General features: G+C 53.3%; 22 protein-coding genes and 5 pseudogenes. 10 read left to right on the forward strand and 17 right to left on the reverse strand.

Annotated elements, in window-relative coordinates:
* The first annotated feature begins 135 nt into the window (after positions 1 to 135).
* Positions 136 to 988: pseudogene (locus tag JCM10550_RS02475) on the forward strand (ATP-binding cassette domain-containing protein).
* 97 nt (positions 989 to 1,085) lie between these two features.
* Entirely contained in the window at positions 1,086 to 1,811 is a 726-nt protein-coding gene (cbiQ, locus tag JCM10550_RS02480) for a cobalt ECF transporter T component CbiQ (protein WP_245618673.1), read from the forward strand.
* A 103-nt stretch (positions 1,812 to 1,914) separates the two neighbouring features.
* Here the strand turns inward: cbiQ and JCM10550_RS02485 are convergent, their stop codons facing one another.
* Positions 1,915 to 2,394 carry a peptidylprolyl isomerase gene (locus JCM10550_RS02485; RefSeq protein WP_062396997.1) on the reverse strand — a complete coding sequence of 160 codons (480 nt, stop codon included), beginning with the start codon at positions 2,392 to 2,394 and terminating at the stop codon, positions 1,915 to 1,917.
* Between the two features lie 153 nt (positions 2,395 to 2,547).
* Here JCM10550_RS02485 and JCM10550_RS02490 point away from each other — a divergent pair, with 153 nt between their 5' ends.
* A complete protein-coding gene (locus JCM10550_RS02490) occupies positions 2,548 to 2,964 on the forward strand; it encodes a hypothetical protein (RefSeq protein ID WP_062396715.1) in 417 nt (138 codons plus the stop codon).
* A 96-nt stretch (positions 2,965 to 3,060) separates the two neighbouring features.
* On the opposite strand, the gene JCM10550_RS02495 is transcribed toward JCM10550_RS02490, so the two are convergent.
* From JCM10550_RS02495 to JCM10550_RS02505, 3 genes are read right to left on the reverse strand one after another with little or no spacing between them, the layout of a single operon-like run.
* Positions 3,061 to 3,417 carry a hypothetical protein gene (locus JCM10550_RS02495; protein ID WP_062396717.1) on the reverse strand — a complete coding sequence of 119 codons (357 nt, stop codon included), beginning with the start codon at positions 3,415 to 3,417 and terminating at the stop codon, positions 3,061 to 3,063.
* The gene (locus JCM10550_RS02500; RefSeq protein WP_062396719.1) at positions 3,354 to 4,679 is read right to left on the reverse strand and encodes a PAS domain-containing protein; all 1,326 of its coding nucleotides are present in this window, start codon (positions 4,677 to 4,679) and stop codon (positions 3,354 to 3,356) included. Before JCM10550_RS02500 ends, JCM10550_RS02495 begins: the two co-directional genes overlap by 64 nt.
* Entirely contained in the window at positions 4,676 to 4,984 is a 309-nt protein-coding gene (locus tag JCM10550_RS02505; protein WP_062396722.1) for a hypothetical protein, read from the reverse strand. Before JCM10550_RS02505 ends, JCM10550_RS02500 begins: the two co-directional genes overlap by 4 nt.
* A 536-nt stretch (positions 4,985 to 5,520) precedes the next feature.
* Between JCM10550_RS02505 and JCM10550_RS02510 the strand changes: the two genes are divergently transcribed.
* Positions 5,521 to 6,297, forward strand: coding sequence for a nickel transporter (locus JCM10550_RS02510; RefSeq protein WP_157199853.1), 777 nt, complete (start codon positions 5,521 to 5,523; stop codon positions 6,295 to 6,297).
* A 41-nt stretch (positions 6,298 to 6,338) separates the two neighbouring features.
* Positions 6,339 to 8,264 carry a HAMP domain-containing sensor histidine kinase gene (locus tag JCM10550_RS02515; protein WP_062396725.1) on the forward strand — a complete coding sequence of 642 codons (1,926 nt, stop codon included), beginning with the start codon at positions 6,339 to 6,341 and terminating at the stop codon, positions 8,262 to 8,264.
* A gap of 297 nt (positions 8,265 to 8,561) precedes the next feature.
* Here the strand turns inward: JCM10550_RS02515 and JCM10550_RS02520 are convergent, their stop codons facing one another.
* Positions 8,562 to 9,380, reverse strand: a complete 819-nt coding sequence (locus JCM10550_RS02520; RefSeq protein ID WP_062396727.1) for a response regulator — start codon at positions 9,378 to 9,380, stop codon at positions 8,562 to 8,564.
* A gap of 258 nt (positions 9,381 to 9,638) precedes the next feature.
* Here JCM10550_RS02520 and JCM10550_RS02525 point away from each other — a divergent pair, with 258 nt between their 5' ends.
* On the forward strand, positions 9,639 to 10,439 hold the full coding sequence (locus JCM10550_RS02525; protein ID WP_245618644.1) for a DMT family transporter: 801 nt from the start codon (positions 9,639 to 9,641) through the stop codon (positions 10,437 to 10,439).
* Positions 10,391 to 10,723, forward strand: coding sequence for a hypothetical protein (locus JCM10550_RS21585; protein ID WP_245618645.1), 333 nt, complete (start codon positions 10,391 to 10,393; stop codon positions 10,721 to 10,723). Before JCM10550_RS02525 ends, JCM10550_RS21585 begins: the two co-directional genes overlap by 49 nt.
* 81 nt (positions 10,724 to 10,804) lie before the next feature.
* On the opposite strand, the gene JCM10550_RS02535 is transcribed toward JCM10550_RS21585, so the two are convergent.
* Genes JCM10550_RS02535 through JCM10550_RS02545 form a run of 3 tightly spaced genes read right to left on the reverse strand, consistent with a single transcriptional unit; the run spans position 10,805 to position 12,417 of the window.
* Positions 10,805 to 11,188, reverse strand: a complete 384-nt coding sequence (locus JCM10550_RS02535; RefSeq protein ID WP_062396733.1) for a response regulator — start codon at positions 11,186 to 11,188, stop codon at positions 10,805 to 10,807.
* Between the two features lies 1 nt (position 11,189).
* A complete protein-coding gene (locus JCM10550_RS02540; protein WP_062396735.1) occupies positions 11,190 to 11,894 on the reverse strand; it encodes a sensor histidine kinase in 705 nt (234 codons plus the stop codon).
* Positions 11,857 to 12,417: a PAS domain-containing protein gene (locus JCM10550_RS02545; protein WP_062396737.1), complete on the reverse strand. Its 561-nt coding sequence runs from the start codon at positions 12,415 to 12,417 to the stop codon at positions 11,857 to 11,859. Before JCM10550_RS02545 ends, JCM10550_RS02540 begins: the two co-directional genes overlap by 38 nt.
* 435 nt (positions 12,418 to 12,852) lie before the next feature.
* On the opposite strand from JCM10550_RS02545, the gene JCM10550_RS02550 reads away from it, so the two are divergent.
* The 3 genes and pseudogenes from JCM10550_RS02550 (at position 12,853) to JCM10550_RS02560 (ending at position 14,765) form a co-directional block, all read left to right on the forward strand.
* Positions 12,853 to 13,647 (forward strand): PAS domain-containing protein, encoded by a 795-nt coding sequence (locus tag JCM10550_RS02550; protein ID WP_062396739.1) that lies wholly within the window; start codon positions 12,853 to 12,855, stop codon positions 13,645 to 13,647.
* Between the two features lie 58 nt (positions 13,648 to 13,705).
* Positions 13,706 to 14,336 (forward strand): annotated as a pseudogene (locus tag JCM10550_RS02555) (histidine kinase dimerization/phosphoacceptor domain -containing protein); the annotation flags it as partial.
* A 108-nt stretch (positions 14,337 to 14,444) separates the two neighbouring features.
* Complete coding sequence (locus tag JCM10550_RS02560) at positions 14,445 to 14,765, forward strand: sensor histidine kinase (protein ID WP_245618674.1); 321 nt, start codon at positions 14,445 to 14,447, stop codon at positions 14,763 to 14,765.
* 80 nt (positions 14,766 to 14,845) lie between these two features.
* On the opposite strand, the pseudogene pdxT reads toward JCM10550_RS02560, so the two are convergent.
* From pdxT to JCM10550_RS02595, 9 genes and pseudogenes are all read right to left on the reverse strand, one after another.
* Positions 14,846 to 15,444, reverse strand: a pseudogene (pdxT, locus tag JCM10550_RS02565) (pyridoxal 5'-phosphate synthase glutaminase subunit PdxT).
* Positions 15,434 to 16,330, reverse strand: a complete 897-nt coding sequence (gene pdxS / locus JCM10550_RS02570; protein ID WP_062396999.1) for a pyridoxal 5'-phosphate synthase lyase subunit PdxS — start codon at positions 16,328 to 16,330, stop codon at positions 15,434 to 15,436. The pseudogene pdxT and the gene pdxS overlap by 11 nt, the downstream one beginning before the upstream one ends.
* A gap of 447 nt (positions 16,331 to 16,777) precedes the next feature.
* A pseudogene (locus tag JCM10550_RS21590) lies at positions 16,778 to 17,347 on the reverse strand (CobD/CbiB family cobalamin biosynthesis protein); the annotation flags it as partial.
* Entirely contained in the window at positions 17,329 to 17,613 is a 285-nt protein-coding gene (locus JCM10550_RS02575) for a hypothetical protein (RefSeq protein ID WP_218185081.1), read from the reverse strand. The pseudogene JCM10550_RS21590 and the gene JCM10550_RS02575, both read right to left, overlap by 19 nt.
* Before the next feature lie 55 nt (positions 17,614 to 17,668).
* Positions 17,669 to 17,872: a hypothetical protein gene (locus tag JCM10550_RS20235; protein ID WP_218185082.1), complete on the reverse strand. Its 204-nt coding sequence runs from the start codon at positions 17,870 to 17,872 to the stop codon at positions 17,669 to 17,671.
* A gap of 31 nt (positions 17,873 to 17,903) precedes the next feature.
* Complete coding sequence (locus tag JCM10550_RS02580; RefSeq protein ID WP_062396747.1) at positions 17,904 to 18,113, reverse strand: Trm112 family protein; 210 nt, start codon at positions 18,111 to 18,113, stop codon at positions 17,904 to 17,906.
* Positions 18,114 to 18,117: 4 nt separating this feature from the next.
* Entirely contained in the window at positions 18,118 to 19,134 is a 1,017-nt protein-coding gene (locus JCM10550_RS02585) for an adenylosuccinate synthetase (RefSeq protein ID WP_062396749.1), read from the reverse strand.
* Between the two features lie 402 nt (positions 19,135 to 19,536).
* Positions 19,537 to 20,702 (reverse strand): annotated as a pseudogene (locus JCM10550_RS02590) (aminotransferase class I/II-fold pyridoxal phosphate-dependent enzyme).
* Positions 20,703 to 20,713: 11 nt separating this feature from the next.
* Positions 20,714 to 21,211, reverse strand: a complete 498-nt coding sequence (locus tag JCM10550_RS02595; protein ID WP_062397001.1) for an Lrp/AsnC family transcriptional regulator — start codon at positions 21,209 to 21,211, stop codon at positions 20,714 to 20,716.
* Between the last annotated feature and the right edge of the window lies 1 nt (position 21,212).

The raw sequence follows: 21,212 nt of genomic DNA on the forward strand, positions 1-21,212 counted from the left end.
TCCTCGGGGGACAGGGGGACTTATATCCCCCCCATTCCCTGACATACCTATGAATGCGGGGCGCCTATTTTTTCACACACAATATGAAAATTTTAATACCCATTCCCTGCAGAGACTTCTCTACGGTACATATTCATGCACATCATTGAGACACGTGACCTCACCTACTCCTATCCGGGAGGAATCGATGCCCTTCGGTCGGTCAGTATGCATATCCCCCGGCATGCACGTATCGCTGTTCTCGGATCGAACGGAGCGGGGGGGAAGAGCACTTTGTTCAGTCATTTCTGTGGAGTCCTCACACCGACCTCCGGGCAGGTGCTCGTGCACGGTGAGGCAGTGACAAAGAAAAATATCAGGGAGGTGCGAAAGACCGTGGGCATGGTGTTCCAGAACCCGGATGATCAGATCTTCTCTCCCACCGTGGAACAGGATGTGGCATTCGGCCCGGTTAACCTGGGCCTTGACGAGGAGACCGTGGCGCACCGTGTCGATGGAGCCCTCCGCCTGATGGATGCAGACCATCTGCGCCACCGCACCCCCCCCACAAGCTCTCGGGAGGGGGAAAAGAAACGGGTGGCCATCGCAGGTGTGCTTGCAATGGAGCCCCCCCAGGTGATCGTGCTTGATGAACCGTCCTCCGGTCTTGACCCCCCCCAGGGTGTCCGGGAACTCACCGGATTTCTCCGAACCCTCCCCCCCGACACCTATGGGATGACCGTCATCTTCTCCACCCATCAGGTCGACCTCGTCCCAGAGATTGCGGATTACGTCTATGTGATGCAGGACGGCGTTATCGCAGGTGAAGGCACACCGGATGAGATATTCCTGCGTGAGGAACTACTCCGCGGGGCACGCCTGGACGTCCCCCCCATCTTGGCACGCCTCCTGCGATCTCTCCGACAGAACGGGGGTCAGGATTGATGCGGGTTCTTCCTATCATGAGGTGGAGGCCGAACTCCTCAGGCTGCTGGCGGACAAGGCATGATTGAGCATCTTGCCACCATCGAACGTGACGCACAGGCACCAGCCGTGTCCACCAGCTGGATGCACGGGTAAAGATCATCGTCACCTTTGCAGCCATCATCACGATGGTGGCCATGCCCTATTCCACCGCGGTATACCCGCTCGCTCTCTGCTGGTTTGTTCTCTTTGCAGTATGGTGGAGTCTCTCCGGTCTCTCACCACGGGTCGTTCTCTGGCGCTACCTGATGACCCTGCCCTTCGGATTGTTCATCATCGTCTTTCAGATATTTTTTAAGAATCCGTATTATGAGGTATTCACCCCCCCGATAGTCACGTTCCCGCTCGGGATCACCATTTACGCCCAGTCGGTTGAATTTGCCATCATTCTTGCCCTGAAGTTCACGGCCTGTATCATCTGGGTGATCCTGCTCTCGTCCACCACACCCATGGAAGACCTGCTGCAGGGGGCACGGCGTCTGGGATTTCCTTCGGTGATGGCACTCTCCCTCGGTATGATGATCCGCTACCTCTTCGTCTTTGCAGAGATGTATGCAGACATCAACAACGCCCTTGCCGTCCGTCACTTCAACGCCTTCTCACGGAACCTTCCCTACCGTTACCGGCTCGAAGTCCTTGCCTACACCATCGGGACCATGTTTTTGCGCAGTTATGAACAGGGCGAACGCACCTACACCGCGATGCTCTGTCGGGGGGGATACGGAAAGGATGCCTATGAACATCTGGAAAAGAAAACACTCACGGGGGGGAGAGACTACGGTCTCATGGCGTCAATGATCATGGTATTTATTGCAACGGCCGCCGGTGTTTTTCTCTTCTGGGCCTGAGTGCACCCGAGGGTATGGAGACAGGGGGGGCGCTGCAGCAGGAATCAGCGCTCCCACTTTTGTATATCTGAACCAAAGACGAAACGAATAAAAAATAAATATTTTAGAGAACCGTTGCCTTTGTGATGACAACCTTCTCTACCGGGCGGTCGTTCTTGTCAATGCGGGAGAACGCGATGGCATCAACGACATCCATACCCTCGACCACTTCACCAAAGACCGGGTGTTTGGATGGAGTCTGGCGGTCATCAAAGTCCAGGAACTTGTTGTTTACCAGGTTGATAAAGAACTGTGAGCCGCCGCTGTTTGGCTGGCCGGTGTTCGCCATCGAGATGGTGCCGCGGGTGTTTGAGCGTCCCTTGACAAACTCATCTTTGATTGTATAGCCGGGCCCGCCTGTACCGGTACCCTTGGGACATCCGCCCTGGATCATGAAGTTGCGGATCACCCGGTGGAAGATAATTCCGTCATAGAATTTATCCTCAACAAGTTTTTTGAAGTTTCCTGCAGTGATTGGCATATCATCGTAAAGTTCGATGGTGATGTCACCCTTGGTGGTTTCTAATTTTACTTTGGTTGGCATAGGGGGGGGTTGCTCCTTTTCAATATGCAGGCACGGTTTCGCACCTGTATTCTCAGTCTTTTTCACCCCCCCGCAGATAAATAATCATAGGTTATGCGGACCGGTCTCTCCACAACAGGCATAACCATCTGACCCCCCCTACTCTACCACAGGATGAAGTGGTATATTCCCCCCCTGATCATCGTCGGCAGCTGTCTGCTTCTGTTTGCCGTATTCGGCGAACCCGGAACGCCGTCCCTTACCTACGAAACGACAACCACACTTGCAGAGACCGACCCTGTGAATCTCACCGTCACCTACACCGTCAGCTTGATGGCAACCAACACTGGAACCACCACCGCAGATAATACGGTCATCTCTGTCTACCTGACAACACCCCCTGATGCCCCCCCCGAATGGCAGCAGACAGACCTCATCTTCCCGGTCGGGCGTATTGCCGCAGGAGAAACAATAACACGCACAGATACTGCCAACCTCCGGGTGGGAAAAGAGACCTACGCCCTGCTTGTAAACGAAACACCCCCCCCGGAGACGACCGTTGTCGGCACCTATTCCGATGCCTTCTTCTGAAAACAGGATACGATCACATTTTTCGTCACTTCCGTACACCACATCCTGCTGGCCAGGGGAAAAGGAAATTCCAAATCTTCCGGATCTGACAAATAATCAGGACTGGTCACCGGGCTCTTCCGGATCCCAGTCATGGTGTTTGCGCAGGAATTCACGAACCTTCTCTGATTCCAGCCATCCCTGATCCAGCCGCCGAACCAGCTCGTTGATGCTGGAAATTTGTTCATAGATCCTGTCGGCGTAGATACCCTCATCAAGTTCGGTATAACCGAGGATCACCATCAGGGGGGGATTTCTGATCTCATCGTTAAGTATGGCAAGGTGCTCCAGGTTCTGTTCTATCTGTTCAAGTGTCCCCCGTTGCTGTCTCCTGAGTTCAACAATACTGGTTACATCCTCCAGGAGGACACCTGCTTCATTCTCCTTTGCAGTAGGAAATGCAGTGATACGCAAGTCCCTACCCAGATTGTCTGAATGAAACTCCAGGGTTCGTGGGCATGGTTCTCGCGAACCCTCTGAAAGATCATCTCTGCAATCTCTCCACCGCCGGGCACAACCACCTCAACCAGCCCATCGGCTGCGTTCTCCGGTTGAATCTCAGTTATCCTTGCAAACGCCGGGTTTACGGTGAGGAACCGGATGTCCCCGCACTCCTCCATCCGAATGAGGGCAAACCCGGTATTCATACCAATGAAGAGGTCCCTGTACTGCCGTTCACTGGTTCGCAATGCCGTTGCTGCTGTTTCACGAGCAGTTACGTCAAGAGCGGTCACTACAATGCCGGTGAGAACTCTGGTGTCGTCCACTACCGGGCTTGCAATCACCTCGTTGACCCGACCGTCGGCTGTCATAACCGTCCCCTGCACAGGATGCTGCCTCTCCAGAGCATCCGGTATCGGGCAGCCGTCACAGACACGCGGCTCGCCATGAGCTACCACATAACAGGGACACCCTGCAGGCCCCCCTTCTGTTACAGCAGTGATCTTTCTGCCCGCCGCGTTCGCCCAGATGATGGTGTAATCGGTATCAAGGAAGAAGACCGCTTCGGTGACCGCATTTAAAATCAGGGTTTTTTCCGCCTCGGATGCCATAAGTTCCCGGTTTTTCTGATTAATTTCGGTGATCTTCTCTTTCAGTTCTTTGACAAGGATGGTCGTGCCATCGGCAATGCGGGAGAATTCAGGAATTCGTGCCTGTCGAATTGTATGGTCAAGATCCCCAGAGGCGATGATATCGATGTCGTCAACAATTTCAGTGACCGGTCGGACAACACGACGGGATATCAGAATGCCCAGAAGGGCGGCAACGCCAAGCGCGAGAAGCAGGTTGGCACTGTGCGTGACGAGCGCCTGAAAGGCAGCCGCATCCCGTGCCGCTGTGGTATAGGTCACCACTGCATAGAAGTCCAGGAGCGAATTGATGGGTGAGGTGGTATCATCAATATCAACGATGATATGGCGTGTTTCGGTCTGGGTGTCCGGGTCAGAAATGCTCACCGGTTCACCGGTCTCCCGTAGCTGGTGCAGAACAGCAATGGTGGCAGCATCCATGCCGTTCTCCCCCCCGACTTCGCTCACACCAAAGGGGGGGTCAAACGCTGAACTGTAGAAACGGATATCCATCACTATCGGGTTGGTCTCAGTGACATCAGAGATCACTTCGCCGTAGGTGAAGATGCGTTGATCATCCGGCAGGCTCTCCATGTTCAGACTCATCTCAAGGACATACCGGTGATCAGGGGTGGCAGGTAGGCAAACTTCCGCAGTTTCTCGGTATGGTCCACTCCGTTGCCACTCCTGTCCGGGACGAATACATCACCCTGTCGTACTTTGGTGAACTCCTCAAAAAATATCGGGTACGTGCTGAAATCAATTCCTATATCCGGCGTATAGGTGGCATATTCAATCACACCGTCCGCATTGATGATATAAAGGTCCACCTCTGCTGCCGTAAATTCTTCCAGTTCCTCCTTCAAAAGGGAGAGATTGATTGTGGATGGGTCACCCCCCCCGGATGCCACATATGCAACCCGAAACTGCTTTAGACCAGTTTCAAGCTGGCTGTTAAACGTCGCCTCATAAATTCGTTTACCCCGGTCAATAAGATTTGAAGAAGCGATAAGCTGCTTTTCAGCCGCCTGCTGGTCTTCATAAAATGTATGTTCAATGTTCTCGATGGTGGCAGTATAGGAAAATACGCAGGAGATAGCAATAGCAACAGCCAGCGCTGCAACGATTGTCAGTGACAGTATTCTAAAGAATGAATGACGGCTCTTCAGGCTATTCCCCCACCTTATATCTCTATTTATTATAAAAGAGATGATAGCCGTTCTGGTTTATAAATCCATTTTGAAGTTATTTTGCGATTCAACAATATATTCCAGCAATTGTAATCCAATCTGATTAATTTAATATAGTATACTTAACTCTAATGCTGTCCACACTACGCGCGATCGAAGACAGAAGAACCGGAAGGGGCCGTATCAATATTCTCTTGATCTATCTGGAACAGGCACAGGTTTTTGCCCCACGGGCACCTTTTTTTATCAGAATTTTTATGGACATTCTGCTTGCAATCGATATCATGGGAGAATTTGTCGTCCAGGGGGGGCAGTCCGGAAACCGGGAGAGCTACCGACCTCTTGACTGGGGGGGGTTGGTCCCGGATGCCGCACCTGCCGCATACACCGCGGCAATGAAACCCCTCTATGGCTATGTTGCCGATCTGGACGCTATTGAACAGACCGGCCACGACAATGAAGAAAACGTCCGGGACTGCTGTCGCATCCTCAAAAAAAGCTATGTCAACCGCGGTCACCGGGCGTATACGGTGAGTGAGGAAGACCGCCAGGCAGGCGTCTTTCCCGTCATCTCAACCGAGACCGGTGGACGAGATCTCACAGCATATCACGGCGGTGCCCTCACCGTTGATCTAAAGGCGGACCGCATCTATCCGACCGGTGAATCACCTGCGGCGTTCCTGAAAATCGCCAATACCTGGGACTATGATGTCTGCATTGTGATCAATCTCGGTTCGGTGGGAACTGAACGGGGGCTGCCCACCTATCTCGCTGATATGCGCTCTGCCTATGAAGGCACCCTCTTCTACGGTGGCGGACTTGCATCCGATGCCGATTGTGCACGAGTGTCCGAAGAAGACTATGACGGGGGGGCACTGGTCACCACCGCAGTTCACCATGGAGCCATCCCCCCCCTGGATACCCTGCAACGGGTAATTACCCATAAAATTCTCAATTATTCGCAGGGGGGGAAAGAAATGCGAACATATATAGTGATAATTAGGAATGACCAATTCAGCACATTAATGTTTTGACACAAAGATAAAGATATTAATAGTATGTCCAAGGAGGGCGAATGAACAAGAATTCAGCAAGAAACTACCTGAACTTCTCCATCGGGACGAAAATTCTGCTGGTCTTTTTCTTTATCTTTACCCTTCTTGTCTGCACCTGTTCATACCACGGATTTGTCACAGAAACGGATCGTATCATCACAGCATATTCCGAGAATATCGAACAGAGTGAGACAGCGATCGCGACGGCGGTCACTCTGGTCGCCCGTGGAACGATGGCTCTCAGTTCCATCTATGACCCAGCCATAAGCGATGCACTGGACCAGATGGAAATAGACTACACAGCAGCAGCAGGAGAGCCGGAAAACATGGACCTGTCGCTTCTTCAGGCCACCGTTCAAAAGGACTTTCCCGATGAGGTAGAACTCTACATCATTGACGAACATAATGTGATCATTGAGACGACCGATATAGTCCACCAGGGTGGAGACTTCTCACCGTATCCTGCCATATCAGAACGCCTTACTGCTATCCGCGAAGGAACCGCATATGTGGGAGATCCCTGGGAACAGAGTGTGCTTGACCCCGGCATGGTCCGCAAGTACGCCTACCTCCCGACACCGGATCACCGGTATATTCTGGAGATTGGCCTTTTTAATAAACAATTGGCCGATCCGGGCAGCCTTTACTTCTCGTTTGGGGATGTCACCGACGATCTGAAAGCAGTTGACCATACCATTGAATCGATTCTCCTCATTGACACAAACGGGGGGGTTGTTGTGGAGAGAAGCCCGGAAGAACTCGATGCCTGGTATACCCACCACCCCCCCTATCTTTCTGCAGATGAGATTTCCAGGATGACAGCACAGGTGCTCAGAACCGGGGGGGTCAGCACTGAGAAGGTCTTTCCGGATCAGGAACGACTGGTTCATATCTTCCTCATCGTCTACGCAGCAGTGGTGGTTTACTCCACAGAAGCTCTCACTGCCTCACTTGCAGACACCCTCTCGCGGTATGCGCTGATCCTCATCTGCGGGCTGATCTTTGCTGCAGGGGGGGTGGCATACATCGTCGCCTATACACTGGGCCGCCCGGTGAGAATGATTGCAGAGGACGTCGACGAGATTGCCCAAGGCAATCTTGCACATGAAATCCGCCGCACGCATGGCTATGAACTCAGGCGACTGGAAGATTCCATACGTATTCTCGTCCAGCGGCTGGGGGAAGATATCTCCGAGATAGCGGCACAGAGCAGAGCCCTTGACACAGAACTGGAAGAGAAGACTGAGGTGGAAAAACGTCTTCGGGATGTGAACCGAAAATACTCCCTCCTGTCCACCATCACACGCCATGACATCCTCAACCAGCTTGCGGTCCTAGGTATGTACTTCGACCTCCTGGAGGAGCTCACGGACCAATGCCCCCCCGAACTCTCAGACCATATTCAGAAGATGGAGCAAACCCTGAAAAAGATTGAGGATCAACTCACCTTTGCTCGTGATTATGAGTCAATGGGTCTCGAAGCGCCACAGTTCCAGTCCCTCACCGATGTGGTGAAGAGGGCCATGACCGCCATCCATGCCCCCCCATATCTGCGGTTTACTGTGGAGACAGGCAGGGCAGAGATCCATGCCGACCCGATGCTTGAGAAGGTCTTCTACAATCTCTTTGAAAATGCAATTCGCCATGGTGGCGGCCATCTCTCAGAAATCAAGATCTCTTTTGCCGGCACATTCCGGGAGACCGGACATATTACCGTCAACGATAACGGGGGGGACGGAGTTGCCACAGCAAAGAAGGAGAAGATATTCCAACGGGGGGGATATGGATCAAATACCGGATACGGACTCTTTCTGGTAGCAGAGATCCTCGCCATCACCGGTATCACCATCCGTGAATGTGGAAGGGAGGGGGGGAAAGGGGGGGCCCGCTTTGAGATGGATGTGCCACCCGTTTCCTGGCGAATCTCCCCCCCGGAAGATAACTGAATTAAGACCGGAACAACATTTTTACTCGAAAACAGTCTCCCATATAAACAGGGGGGGGTCTGAGAAAGAGAAGGGATAACCGGGATCGAGTTCTGTCTGTCCCGGGGATACCAACCCCCCCGGGGATGAGCCCTTGCCGGTATCTCTCACCAAGTGCTATATGGCACAGGATCTCCACAGATCCCTGGGAAAATTATTCAGAAATTCCTGAAGATCATCAAACAGATACCTCCTTTAGTTTCGTGACATCTGTATGGGAAGCAACCGATCGGCTACTCCCGGGAATGTGGCCGACGGTCAGGTAAATATTACGCACCTCTCCGGACTTACCCACAAACCGGAACTCATTGTATTCCGGCACACTCTCCGGTCAAGTCTTCGTGCCCGGTAATACTCCTCCATGAGGGAACGGTCATCCGGGTGCACAAAATTGGACCACCGCATACGGCCCTCCATCTCAGCCCGGGTAAACCCGGTGAGTTCAGCGAACGCGGTATTTACCAACGATATGGTCATATCTTCCTCAAAAATCGCCGTCGGAGATCGCGTATGTGCAAATATCGCCTCATAGGTCTGCTCGGATTCCCGGAGGGCCTCCTGCATCGCATCCATGTTCTCTTCGCGAATGTTGAGTTCCTCGGAATAGACTGCCAGCTCATCAGATGACGACTGAAGTTTATCGTAGGTGCTGCGGAGAACTTTTTCTGTACGGCAGCGTGAGACGACATGACGGATCTTATGCACCAGATCGACAAACTGAAGTTCCGGAACTTTTGCTTTCTCCACATAGTAGTCGACTCCGTTATTGAGTGCCTCGATGACAACCTCCTCGCGGCCTTCCCCAGTGAAGATCAGGAACGGCAGGTTTCCGTATGTCCTGCGGATGTACTTGAGAAAGAGGATTCCATCCATTCCCGGCATCTGATAATCAGAGACAATGACATCATACTCACCCCCCCTTGCAAGCAACCGAATTGCACCCTCCGGATTATCGGCTGTCGTAACACAGATGCCCTCCTCCTGTTCCAGATATATCTTTCCGATCTCCAGCAGCGTCGGTTCATCGTCAACATAGAGAACCGATATGGGAGAGTCCAATACCTGCGGAAATTCCATACCAAGGAGATACTACCGAAACCAATATAATAATATCTTTTCTTACCCGATGATCCATATATAATGATATGTCAAGTAACACACCTAACATATATACTATATCTGAAGAAAAGAGGAGTTTCCACAGAGAGTCCCGGATGTACGTTACCGCAATATGAGTATGATACCTGCATCCCTATTGTCAAAATTTCCACGCCGATCACTCCATTACACCAGTATTTTTCGTATAACAGATACAACCGATTCATGACAATGAAGGTGAAGGAAAGCACCCGCGGGGGGGTGCTGTATATTCTTGCGGCAGCATTCTTTTTCGGATCAGCCGCACCCCTCACCAAACTGCTTCTCACCAGTGTCTCACCAGTCACCCTTGCTTCATTGCTCTATATGGGAAGCGGATTATTCTTTGCCGGAATCTGGCTTGTGCGACGCACCTTTTTTCCAACGAACCATGTCCGTGAGGCCCCGGTTGAACAACGTGACCTGCCGTGGATGGCAGGATCTGCCCTCTTTGGTTCTGTCCTTGCCACCATTGTGCTGATGATCTCTCTGCAGTATACACCCGCTGCGACTGCAGCGATTCTCCTGGGATTTGAGGCCGTCGCAACGACGCTCGTTGCCACCATCGTCTTTCATGAACAGGCGGGCCGCCGGATATGGCTGGCCCTTGCCTGTATCACCATCTCCTGTGTGGTGCTCACCTGGGACCCGACAAGTCCGTTTGGGTTTTCCCTTGGTGCACTGGGAATCATTCTCACCTGCTTTTTCTGGGGGGGAGCTGACACCAATATATCCCGCCACATCTCCGGCAAGGATCCGATACAGCTGGTCTCTGTCAAAGGCCTCTCGGGAGGGATTACCCTCGCGGTTATTGCACTCGCCCTCGGGCAGCCTTATCCGGACTTGCCCCCTCATTCTCGCCGGGATGACCGTGGGTATTCTCGGTTTCGGGGGAATTATGACGATCTGTTTTCTCCGGTCTCTACGGGTCCTGGGTGCCGCACGGGCCGGTGCACTCTTCTCCACCAACGATATTCGGGGTCATTATCTCCCTGCTGATATTCCATGAACTCCCGAAACAGTTCATCATCGCATTCTTTTTTATGGGAGCGGGCACCTGGCTCCTGATTTCCGAAAAACATTCCCACCGCCATTTCCATGAGGCACTGCGCCATTCCCACCGCCACTCCCATGACGATCTGCACCATGACAGCCACATTCATGGCCCGGAGGTACCCCCCCCGGTGGACAACGACGGATACCACTCCCACCCGCACTGGCACAAACAGGGAGAACACGAGCATCCCCACCGGCCTGATTTACATCACAGGCATACGCACTGAGGGAAAAAAAGAGAGAAGCTATTTGCTGGAGACAGGAGATCCCGGGAGACAATGGTTTTCAAAAAAATCGCACCGGTGAACCTAACCGGTGCGGATCTTTTCTTCCGCCGCCTCCAGCGTATTTTTCAGTTCCACTTCACGAAGCGGTTTCACGATATATCCCAGCGGATCCATATCCAGTGCCCGGGACCGCATCTTCATATCCGAATATGCAGTGATGAAGATCACCGGCACCGCGAGGGTGTCCCTGAGCATCCGGGCCGCCTCAATCCCGTCCACCTCTCCTCTCAGACGAATGTCCATGAGTGCGATGTCAGGATGAGTAGTAGAAGCGATAGTCAATGCCTCCGCTGCAGTATCTGCAACACCGCATACCTCATACCCGAGCTTTTTTATCCGGTGCTCAATATCCATCCCGATGATCGCATCGTCTTCAACAACCAGTATCCGCAGGTGTTTTTCCATATCAGTACTCCTTTGTCAAAGAACCCGGTTTTTCATTTTGTTCAATAAACTGAATCATATAACCGGTGCCGTTCGTGTTTGAGATCTCCATCGTCCCGTTCAGCTGACGGTCAACCAGTGTGGAGACCAGCATCAAACCAATGGACTGTTCATCACCCAAACGATATTTGTCATGGATGCCTACGCCATTGTCCTTTACCGAGACAACAACGCGGTTCCCGTCATCCTTCACAATGGTGAGGGCAATATAGCCCTCACGCCCGTCCGGGAAGGCATGTTTTATCGCATTGGTGACCAGTTCGGAGATGATGAGACCGAACGAGACCGCAGTGTCAAGACCAATAAGAACTCCCGGGGCATTGACGGAGTAGCGAATCCGATCCTTCGACACCCGATAGGTGACAAAGAGAGACTCCACCAGTTCGTTCACATACTCCTCCACCGCGATATGCATGTGGTCAGGGGAATTATGGAGGTTGTCGTGAACCAGGGCAAGGGCCTCAATTCTGCTTTGTGTCTGCTGTACAATCCGCTGTGCGTCCGGATCTTCCACCTCTGATGTCTGGAGGTTGATGAGGCTCGAGATCACCTGCAGATTATTTCTGATGCGCTGATGAATCTCGGTTAAGAGCTGTTCTTTCTCTGCAAGGGCATATTTCAGCTCCTGTTCAGTGTGTTTCAGATCCGTGATATTTTCGAGTATCACGGTGGCACCCGGCTGCGTCGTCAAAGACTGTGGGAATCATCTTGATCAAAAACGAAAAGTCCTCTCCGTCTGCTTCCCACCAGAGTTCACGGGAGAGATCCTGGCCGCGAAGCACTTCTTCAAATATATGCGGGTCAATCGCATCGGTCAGCACCGGGAGTTTTCGATCCATAATTGAGGTGCCGACAAGCTCCTCACGCGGGTAGCCGGAAAAATCAGCGTAATTGTCATTGAGCTGCACAATCTTCAGATTTGCGTCCAGGACAATGATACAGTCGGAAGAGAAGTCAAGCATGGCAGATATTGGCACCCGCTGGGAGAGGAAATAGACCTTTGCGACCCCCACAGACCGCATATCAACATGCCCGGAGACAAGAAGCATATTAAGATATTTTGATACCGAATTCCGGTTCATATTGAGTATCCGTGAGATATCAGTGATGGAAAGCCCCCGTGGTTCATTCTTCAGAAGCTCTTTTACCTTTGAGAGCTCCTGTTTACTCTCTTCAATTTCCAGTGCCAAACCTATCGCTCCCTACGCGTTAGTATTTTTTTTCCTGCTATATAATCCTGTTCTCTTTTGATATGCAATATTAAATATATATCTCATCTGTTCCCGGATTCTGAAAATAATGCCAAATATTTCCTTTATACGATTTCTGTTCCTTGTCATCAGAATGTATCACGTGCATTTAATATGAGAAAACCAATGGATATATATGGAGGGTACAGAAAGATCCGGAGGATTTTCCCCGGCCGATGACGGATGGCACCTGAATTTCTGGGTTGCAGTCATCATCACATTCAGTATCATCTCAGTTGTCATCATTCTCTATGGTATATCCATCGGAGTCACAAACCTGACGCCATATCTCTTTCTCATCCCCATCATCTTTGTCGCCTATCGCTTTCCTGAACGGGGGGCATCTCATTCTCACTCATTGTCGGAATTCTCAATATGCTCCTTCACTACCCGTTCATCGGTGCACTTGCAGAACCCTATCTCATCTTTGTCAATTCCATTGTGCTCGTAGGAGCAGGTGTTGCTACATCTCTCCTCTCTGGGGAGGTGAACAAAGAGAAAACTCGATATGAGGCAATATTTTCCACATCACAGGCAGGAATTCTGCTCATCGAACGCCCAAACCTCACCATCAGTGAAGTGAACAGCCGCCTTGAACGGATGCTTTTCTACCATCCGGGTGAACTGCAGGGAGCACACCTCGGCCGTATCTGGAAGAACACAGATGAGATGGAGGCATTCTTTTCTGCCATCGCAGAGGTCAGGTCCGCATCAGATGTGGAGACACGATTTCTGCGCAAAGACGGAGACGAAGTTGTGGTACTGCTCTCTGTCGGCAGTGGCTATGGCAAATCCGTCGTGCTCACCGTAAGCGACATCACCGCTCGCAAAATTGCCGAAAAAGAACGTGAACAGGAACGTCTGCGTTCCCAGACGTATCTCAACACCGCAGGGGGGGTGATGCTCTTTGTTATAAAGGCAAACCACAATGTCGCACTTGCAAACCGGCGGGCAGCTGAGGTCCTCGGGCAAAACGAATCGATGATCATCAGCCATAACTGGTTCTCCACCTTTCTCCCCCCCGAGGGGATCCGTGACGATGAACGCCACCGGTTTAACCAGATACTCACTGGAAAGCCAGTCTCTGATGACTCCTTTGAATATCCGGTCCTGACACCCCCCCGGGGGAGAGCGGCTTATTGCCGGTCATTTTACCATCCTCCGGGATGAAAACGCTCTTATCAACTCGGTGCTCTACTCAGCGGATGATGTCACCGAGTCCCGGAGAATGCAGGAGGAGATCCGCATCTCTGAGGCCAACTACCGGACCCTCTTTGAGGTAGGCGGTGCGGCGACCGCAATTCTGAACAAAGAAGGGATCCTGACCCTCATCAATACCCGGTTTGAACGTCTCAGCGGGTATACCAGGGTAGAGGTGGAAGACCGGATGAACTGGAATGATTTTATCCCCCCCGGAAAAGTCAGAGGAACAGAAGATGCAAACAGCGAATCTGAAATTCTCAATGCAGAATGGCCACCGGAGACGGAAACCGACCGGGTGCCCGGGATGCAGCTGTGGGAATCCGAACTGCTGTTTCTGGTTCATGACGGGACATACCGAAATGTGATCTGCTGGACATCACCGATTCCCGGAACAGACCGGTATCTCGCCTCCATCCTGGATATCACCTCACGCAAGGAAGCAGAGGATGAACTCCGGCAGTCCCTGCAGGAGAAAGAGGTGCTCTTAAAGGAGGTACACCACCGCGTCAAGAACAATATGCAGGTCATATCGTCTCTCCTCTCTCTGCAGTCAGGATCGATTACCGACCGGAGAGTCTGGAACGCTCCGTGAGAGCCAGAACCGGATCAAATCGATGGCACTGGTGCATGAATCCCTCTACCAGTCTGAAAACCTCGCATCCATCGACCCGGCAGGATATCTCCGAAACCTGGCGTCCGAGGTAATTTCCTCATACTCCTTGGAGACCGCCATCACGATGAAGTTCAGCATCACCGTCCACACCATGGACATCGACACCGCTCTCCCCCCCTGTGGCCTTATCGTAAATGAACTCGTTTCAAACTCCCTGAAACATGGATTTAAAGACCGAAAAGAGGGAAAAATTACGATCCGGCTGGATGAGACCGATGACGAATATATCCTCTCGGCCAGCGATGACGGACGTGGCCTGCCCGCAGGCTTTGATATCGCCAGCCTTGACTCGCTGGGCATCAAACTCATCAATGTCCTCACCCGCCAGATGCGGGGGGGTAGAATAGAGATAGAAAACAAGGCACCGGGTGTTGCGTTTATCTTCCACATTCCCCGAACTGATCCGGCGTAACACAGGTAACTGCCCCGACAAACTCACACACCCATATTGCGTGTGCAAAAAATTGATATGACTTTTATCCCTGAAACTGCCTATCGTGCCGGTGTGTATGCACCAAGGCGTTCCAGAAAGAGCAGGTGGAGACGGAGATCTCCCCCCCCAGTTCAGGGTGAAAGGAGAGTGCCATATGTGGGCCCTGGACAGCACCCACCACATTGTGATCGGCGTAACAGAGCGGCATCGCATCCGGCCCGACTGAGAGGATGACCGGTGCCCGGATGAAATATCCACGGAAAGGCGGGTTTTCACCGGTTATGGTGACTGACCTCTCGCAGGAGTCACGCTGGCGGCCGAACGCATTCCTCCCGACGCTGATGTCCATGATGCCAAGCGGTTCGACCCGTGGGTCATCAATTTCCCGGCCGATGAGTACCAGACCCGCACAGGTCGCAAAGATGCCGCCCTTGAATGCACGGAGCGGGCCGTACATGTCGTTTTTGTGGAGCAGTCGGGAGATGGTGGTGGACTCCCCCCCCGGCAGCACAATCGCATCACAGCGGGATATATCCGCCGCCCGGCGGAAGGAAAATACTTCCCCTTCCTGCCCGGATGCTAAGAGGGCCGCCTTAAATGCCGCGACATGCTCGGAAACATCACCCTGCAGGGCACAGACACCAATATTAATTCCCACGGAACCGGAGCACCTCGTTTTCCGGCAGGGTGTGGATATCAAGGCCCGGCATCGCATTACCCAGACCGCGGGAGACCTCTGCAATGACGGATGCATCGTCATAGTGATTTACCGCCTCAACAATAGCCCGTGCCATCTCTGCGGGCGTCTCCGACTTGAAGATACCGGAGCCCACAAAGACACCGTCACAGCCAAGTTGCATCATCATCGCTGCATCACAGGGCGTTGCGATACCGCCTGCAGAGAAATTCACGACCGGTAGACGGCCACGAACCGCACAGTCCTTCAGGATCTCGAACGGAGCCTCAATAGCCCGTGCACGAGCGGCGATCTCGATATCGTCCATACCCTGCAGTTCGTGGATCCCGGATGTGATCGCCCGCATGTGCCGGACTGCCTCCACCACATTGCCAGTGCCAGCCTCGCCTTTGGTCCGGATCATCGCAGCACCCTCGTTGATACGGCGGCATGCCTCGCCAAGATTGCGTGCACCGCAGACGAAGGGTACCGTGAATGCGCTCTTCACGATGTGATAGTCCTCATCTGCCGGTGTCAACACCTCAGACTCGTCGATCATGTCAACACCCAGTGCCTCAAGCACCTGTGCCTCAACAAAGTGACCGATACGTGCCTTCCCCATCACCGGGATGGAGACGGAATCAATTATTTCGGTGACCTTTGCCGGATCTGCCATACGGGCAACGCCGCCGGCCTTGCGGATATCTGACGGAACACGCTCAAGTGACATCACTGCAACAGCGCCCGCCTCTTCTGCGATCATTGCCTGTTCTGCATTCACAACATCCATGATGACGCCGCCTTTCTGCATCGCTGCAAAGCCGCGCTTCACGAGTTCAGTCCCGAACCTGAGCTCTTCAAGTTTCATTGTCTTTACGTCTTGTTGTGAAACCGCAATAAATACATGGTCCGGGACAAACCCACATCCCAGTGACAGGCCCACCTTCAGGGAAAAAAGATGGGGGATAAAACACCGGCCGCAAGGAGCACTGCGGTGCAGATGAGGGCGCTGATAACGGTCGCCCCCCCACGAACCGCAGAGACGATGGCATGCCCGCCCTCCCGGAGGCTCTGTTCCCCCCCATCGCCGATGGTATAGACATTCGGTTTTACAAAGGCAGTCCTCGTGCCACCTGCAACGAGCGCCATGGTGATACCCCCCCATTATAGCCCGGCCGCAGGTGTGCATCGCGGCGCATACACCGCCAGGCGTCACCGGCACGCCCAAAGGGAAGAAACCAGAGAAGAAGGCAGAGACCAGCAAATCGTGCGGCAGGTAACAGAGCACATCATCCAGACGGGCCGGAAACCAACCGATATACCGACGGTGATCGCGGTAACCAAGCATCGCGTCCATCGTGTTTGCGGCCCGGAAGACAGCCGCCCCCCCTGGAAGACCTCCTAGAGTAAACCAGAAGAGAGGACCAATAATTGCGTCCGTAAGATTCTCTGCCATCGATTCATAGGCGGCAGAGAGAACTTCTTCATCGCTCAGGGTGCCGGTGTTACGGGAGACAAGCATCTGTACCTCATCCCGGCCGCCGCCACGGGAAAGCCCCCCCTGTTCCACAGCTGCGACATGTTCCTCAAGGGACCGCCACCCCACGGTCAGAGAGAGCAGAACCACACCTGCCACGATATAGAAGAGCGGTGGAAAAAAACGTGATACCAGATAGAACGGGATTGCAAAGATAACAACTGTACACAGACAACAGACGACACCATACAGACGTTCTGCTGATGGAGAAAAACGGCCGGGCGTGCCCCCCCACCATCCGATGAACTGCCCCCCCAGCCAGGCGGTCGGGTGCCAGCGGTTGGGGGGATCACCTGCAACACGATCAGCCGCGAGGGCCGCCCAGATGATCACCGGTTCGAAAACCATGCAACGATGACACCAAGGAAGAGGAGCACGTAGGCGATGAAATTATAGATTATTTCTCCCTCCATCAGCCAGAGGCCATAGAGCAGCAGGGAGAGACCGATTGTAACAGCCACCGGGAGAACGGCACCCGGTGAGAAGTGGCCCACAGCACGCCTGCCATCGTCCAGTTCAGGGAGGTCGGGACTATCGGTGAACGTCTCCTCAACATCCGGGCGCACGACCTCTATTACCGCCTCCTCACTCCTTGTCCCGTAGCCGACGATCACCTGCAGGGAAAATTCGCCGGAGGGTGCATAATCCCGGATGGGAATGCTGAAATCCTCAGTATCCGGAACATAAATATTTGCGTGATAAAATTCTGTGAACGGGGGAGGCATTGATGGCCTTCAGCGTCAGGTGAATCGATGAGCCGTGGTTGACAAACCGGACGACGAGGTCAGTCCCGGGCTCAACTATTGTCTTTGGCGGTGCGTCAACCGCATTTATCTGTCGCCTGTTCAGATGTATTTCACAGATCTCTGCCATACAGTGCCATTCTCCCCCCCTATGATGGATATTATTGGTCAGGTGTATTTTCCGGAGGGAGCAGGTTCGGTATCCCCCCCTCTGTTATCGGATAATCAATGCCGCATGCTCCGCACCGCAAAATGCCGGTGATGATGTCGGTGGCGCCGCTCTCTGTTTCCACCGTCTCAGTTGCAATCAGCTCAAGATCCCCCCCTCTGCAGACCGGACAGCAGAGAATCTCAATGGTTTCTGTCTTCATACTCTCACCGGATATCGATGATCTGAGTCATCTCGGGCCCTGTTGATATGAGTTTGACAGGGACACCAATATCCTCTTCTGCCTGACGGATGAAGGCCAGTGCCTTCTCGGTGAGCTGGCTGTATTCGGTCGCCCCCCCGTAGCATGCTTCATCGACATTGTCGATGCCGGTGATGGCACCGATGGTGCAGCCGTTGATCATGGCAGAGTAACGGGCCATCTTCCCGTCCCAGCAGCCGATACGGCGTTCGCGGTGGGTGACGGTGCCAAACTCTTCGATACCGAGGGAATGTGACTCCTCTTTTGTCATCTCGGTTCCGAAGGGCCCTTCGCCGACCCGTGTCGGATAGGCCTTGAATACGACGATCACATCATCAATGCGGGTCGGGCCGACACCATTGTCGGCTGCAATCTGCGATGCCGAGGTATCCTTGGAGGTGACATAGGGATAGGTTCCCCAATACAGGGATATACCGAACCCCCCCTGTGTTCCTTCCAGAAGAACCGTCTCGTTGCGATCCAGGGCATCATTAACCTCCTGGGCGGCATCGATGACATATGGTGCGAGTTCGGGCACATCTTTTGCCTGCGTTGCAACCCGCTGCACCCGGTCAACATTCGCAGGCCCACACCCGGTTCCGGTGGAACCTATGGTCTTGGAGAGATATTCATTGGCACGATCCTGCTCGATATGCTTCTCCTCAATAATGGAACAGCGGCCATCAATGAAGATCCGGCCGTCAACTCCGACATACTCTATTTCCTGTTTCAGAACCCTTGGGTCGACCAGCACACCTGTGCCGATAAATAGGCGTGCATCCGGAAAGACAAAACCCGATGGGATCATCCGTACGCCATATTCCTTTTCCCCCCCGACTTTTACTGTATGGCCAGCATTCGGGCCGACTCCTCCCCCCCGGGAGATGATGGACGGTTTGTCCTTATGGGCGACATGGGCAACGATTTTGCCCTTCCCCCCCTCATCTCCAAAAAACCCACCGACGATGATTGTGCAGCTCATTATTCGATCAAATAATCATTGGAACAGTGAGCACATAAAACCTTACAATAGAATCCGAAAATCAGCCGGTTGCTCTGATGCACTATAAATCTCCAGTGGAAACAAGGGGGGGGTTGAAACGAATCGGAATGCTTTATGTCTGACAACGAGAGAAATCAAAAGTTCGGACCCGTCACCCTATAGTCACCCAGCCGAATCACCGAACCGACAACCCGGACAATGCCCGAGTGACACAGACTGAAAAGACAAACCCCGTCTGAATACCTGCCCTCTCCTATTGGACAGTGCTCTTCGGTTCCAGTGGAAGCAGAGGGGTACATGCTACCCGGTCTCTCTTATCCGTCTCCCGACATGGTGACGATTTCCCATGGAAAAAGAGATGGTGCAGAAGTAAATACTCCGTCACAATGACGCGATAAATGCCTCAATCCGCCGGACCGACTCACGCAGATCTTCGCGGGAGACCGCATAGGCACAGCGCAGGTGCCCATCTCCGGACGGACCGAAGACACTGCCCGGCACCACTGCCACATGCTGCTCTTTTAAGAGGCGTTCTGCAAATTCAACGTCAGAAAGGCCGAAATCCTTAATGGACGGAAATGCATAGAACGCCCCGCGGGGGGGTAGATGGCAGGTGAGACCAACGCGGTTGAGGCCCCGGACAAAGAGGTTGCGCCGCATCTGGTACTCGGTCACCATCTCCTCGCGGTCGTGGTCAGCGTTCTTCAGGGCACCGACGGCCGCGTACTGGCTCATGGTCGGTGCCGAGAGCATCACATACTGATGAATCTTGAGTATGGCGTCGCAGAGTTCTTTCGGCGCACAGAGATAGCAACCCGCCAGCCGGTCATCGCATATGACTTCGAGAAGCCGTTGATGAGAATCGTGCGTTCCTGGAGTCCGTCTGCCTGGACAGCACTCGTCATCTCACCGTCGTAGGTCATCTCGGTATAAATTTCGTCCGATATTAAGAGGAGATCATGATCACAGATGACATCCGCGATACCGCGGTAGTCCTCGCGTGACATCACCCCCCCCGGTCGGGTTGTTCGGGAAGTTGCAGATGACCGCCTTTGACTTCGGGGGGGTGATCTTCTCCATCAGAGCGTCCGGGGTCAGCCGAAATGCATCCTCCATCCGGCAGGGCACCCGCACGGGCACGCCGCCAGAGAGCATGACGCCGGGGGGGCCATAGGAGACATAGGAGGGATCGGCGATGAGAATCTCATCGCGGGATCGGTAACCGCCCGGATGGCGATGTCAAGGGCTTCGGATGCGCCGGTCGTGATGAGCATCTCATCTTCCGGGTGGTAATCTACACCGAAGCGTCTGGTAAGGTATCGTGATGCCTCGGTGCGCAGTTCGGGCAGACCGCGGTTTGAGGTATAGGACGTCTGGCCCTGCTCAACGGAGGCAATGCCTGCCTCACAGGCAACCCATGGTGTTGCATAATCGGGTTCGCCGACGCCGAGGGAGATGACGTCGTCCATCTCCTGTACGATATCAAAGAACTTGCGGATACCCGACGGTGGAATCCGGTGGGTTCGTGCTGAAATAAAATCTCTCATAATATTTCACCCTAAAATGAAAATGGAAGGCGCTCTCCCTCTTTCCTGTCGTAGAGTATTCTCCCGTTCTCCTTGTAGCTCTTCATCACAATAATCGTGGCAGTCTCACGAATCTGCTCCATCGGTGCAATATGTTCTGAGACAAAACGGGTGATATCCTGGATATTCTTCCCGGTAATGCGAAGTTCAAAATCGTATTCCCCCCCGCTGATGAGGCGCAGGGAACAGACCTGGGGGGGGAACCGGGCAATGCGCTCGGCGATACGGTCGTAGCCGACGTCACGCTCAGGAGTCACTTTAAGATTCACGGTCGCCGCTGCCACTCCTTCGCCTGCCTTCTCCCAGTCTACACTCGCGCAGTAGCCCCGGATGATCTTGTCATTTTCCATGACAGAGACACGCTCTTTAACCTCAGCCTCACTCAGGTCTGTGAGGTCAGCCACCTCACTCATATCCTGTGCGCTGTCTTCTTCGAGAATGCGAAGGAGCAGCCAGTCTTTGGCGTCCATG

It is taken from the genome of Methanogenium cariaci JCM 10550 (assembly GCF_001315945.1).
Lineage (GTDB): Archaea > Halobacteriota > Methanomicrobia > Methanomicrobiales > Methanomicrobiaceae > Methanogenium > Methanogenium cariaci.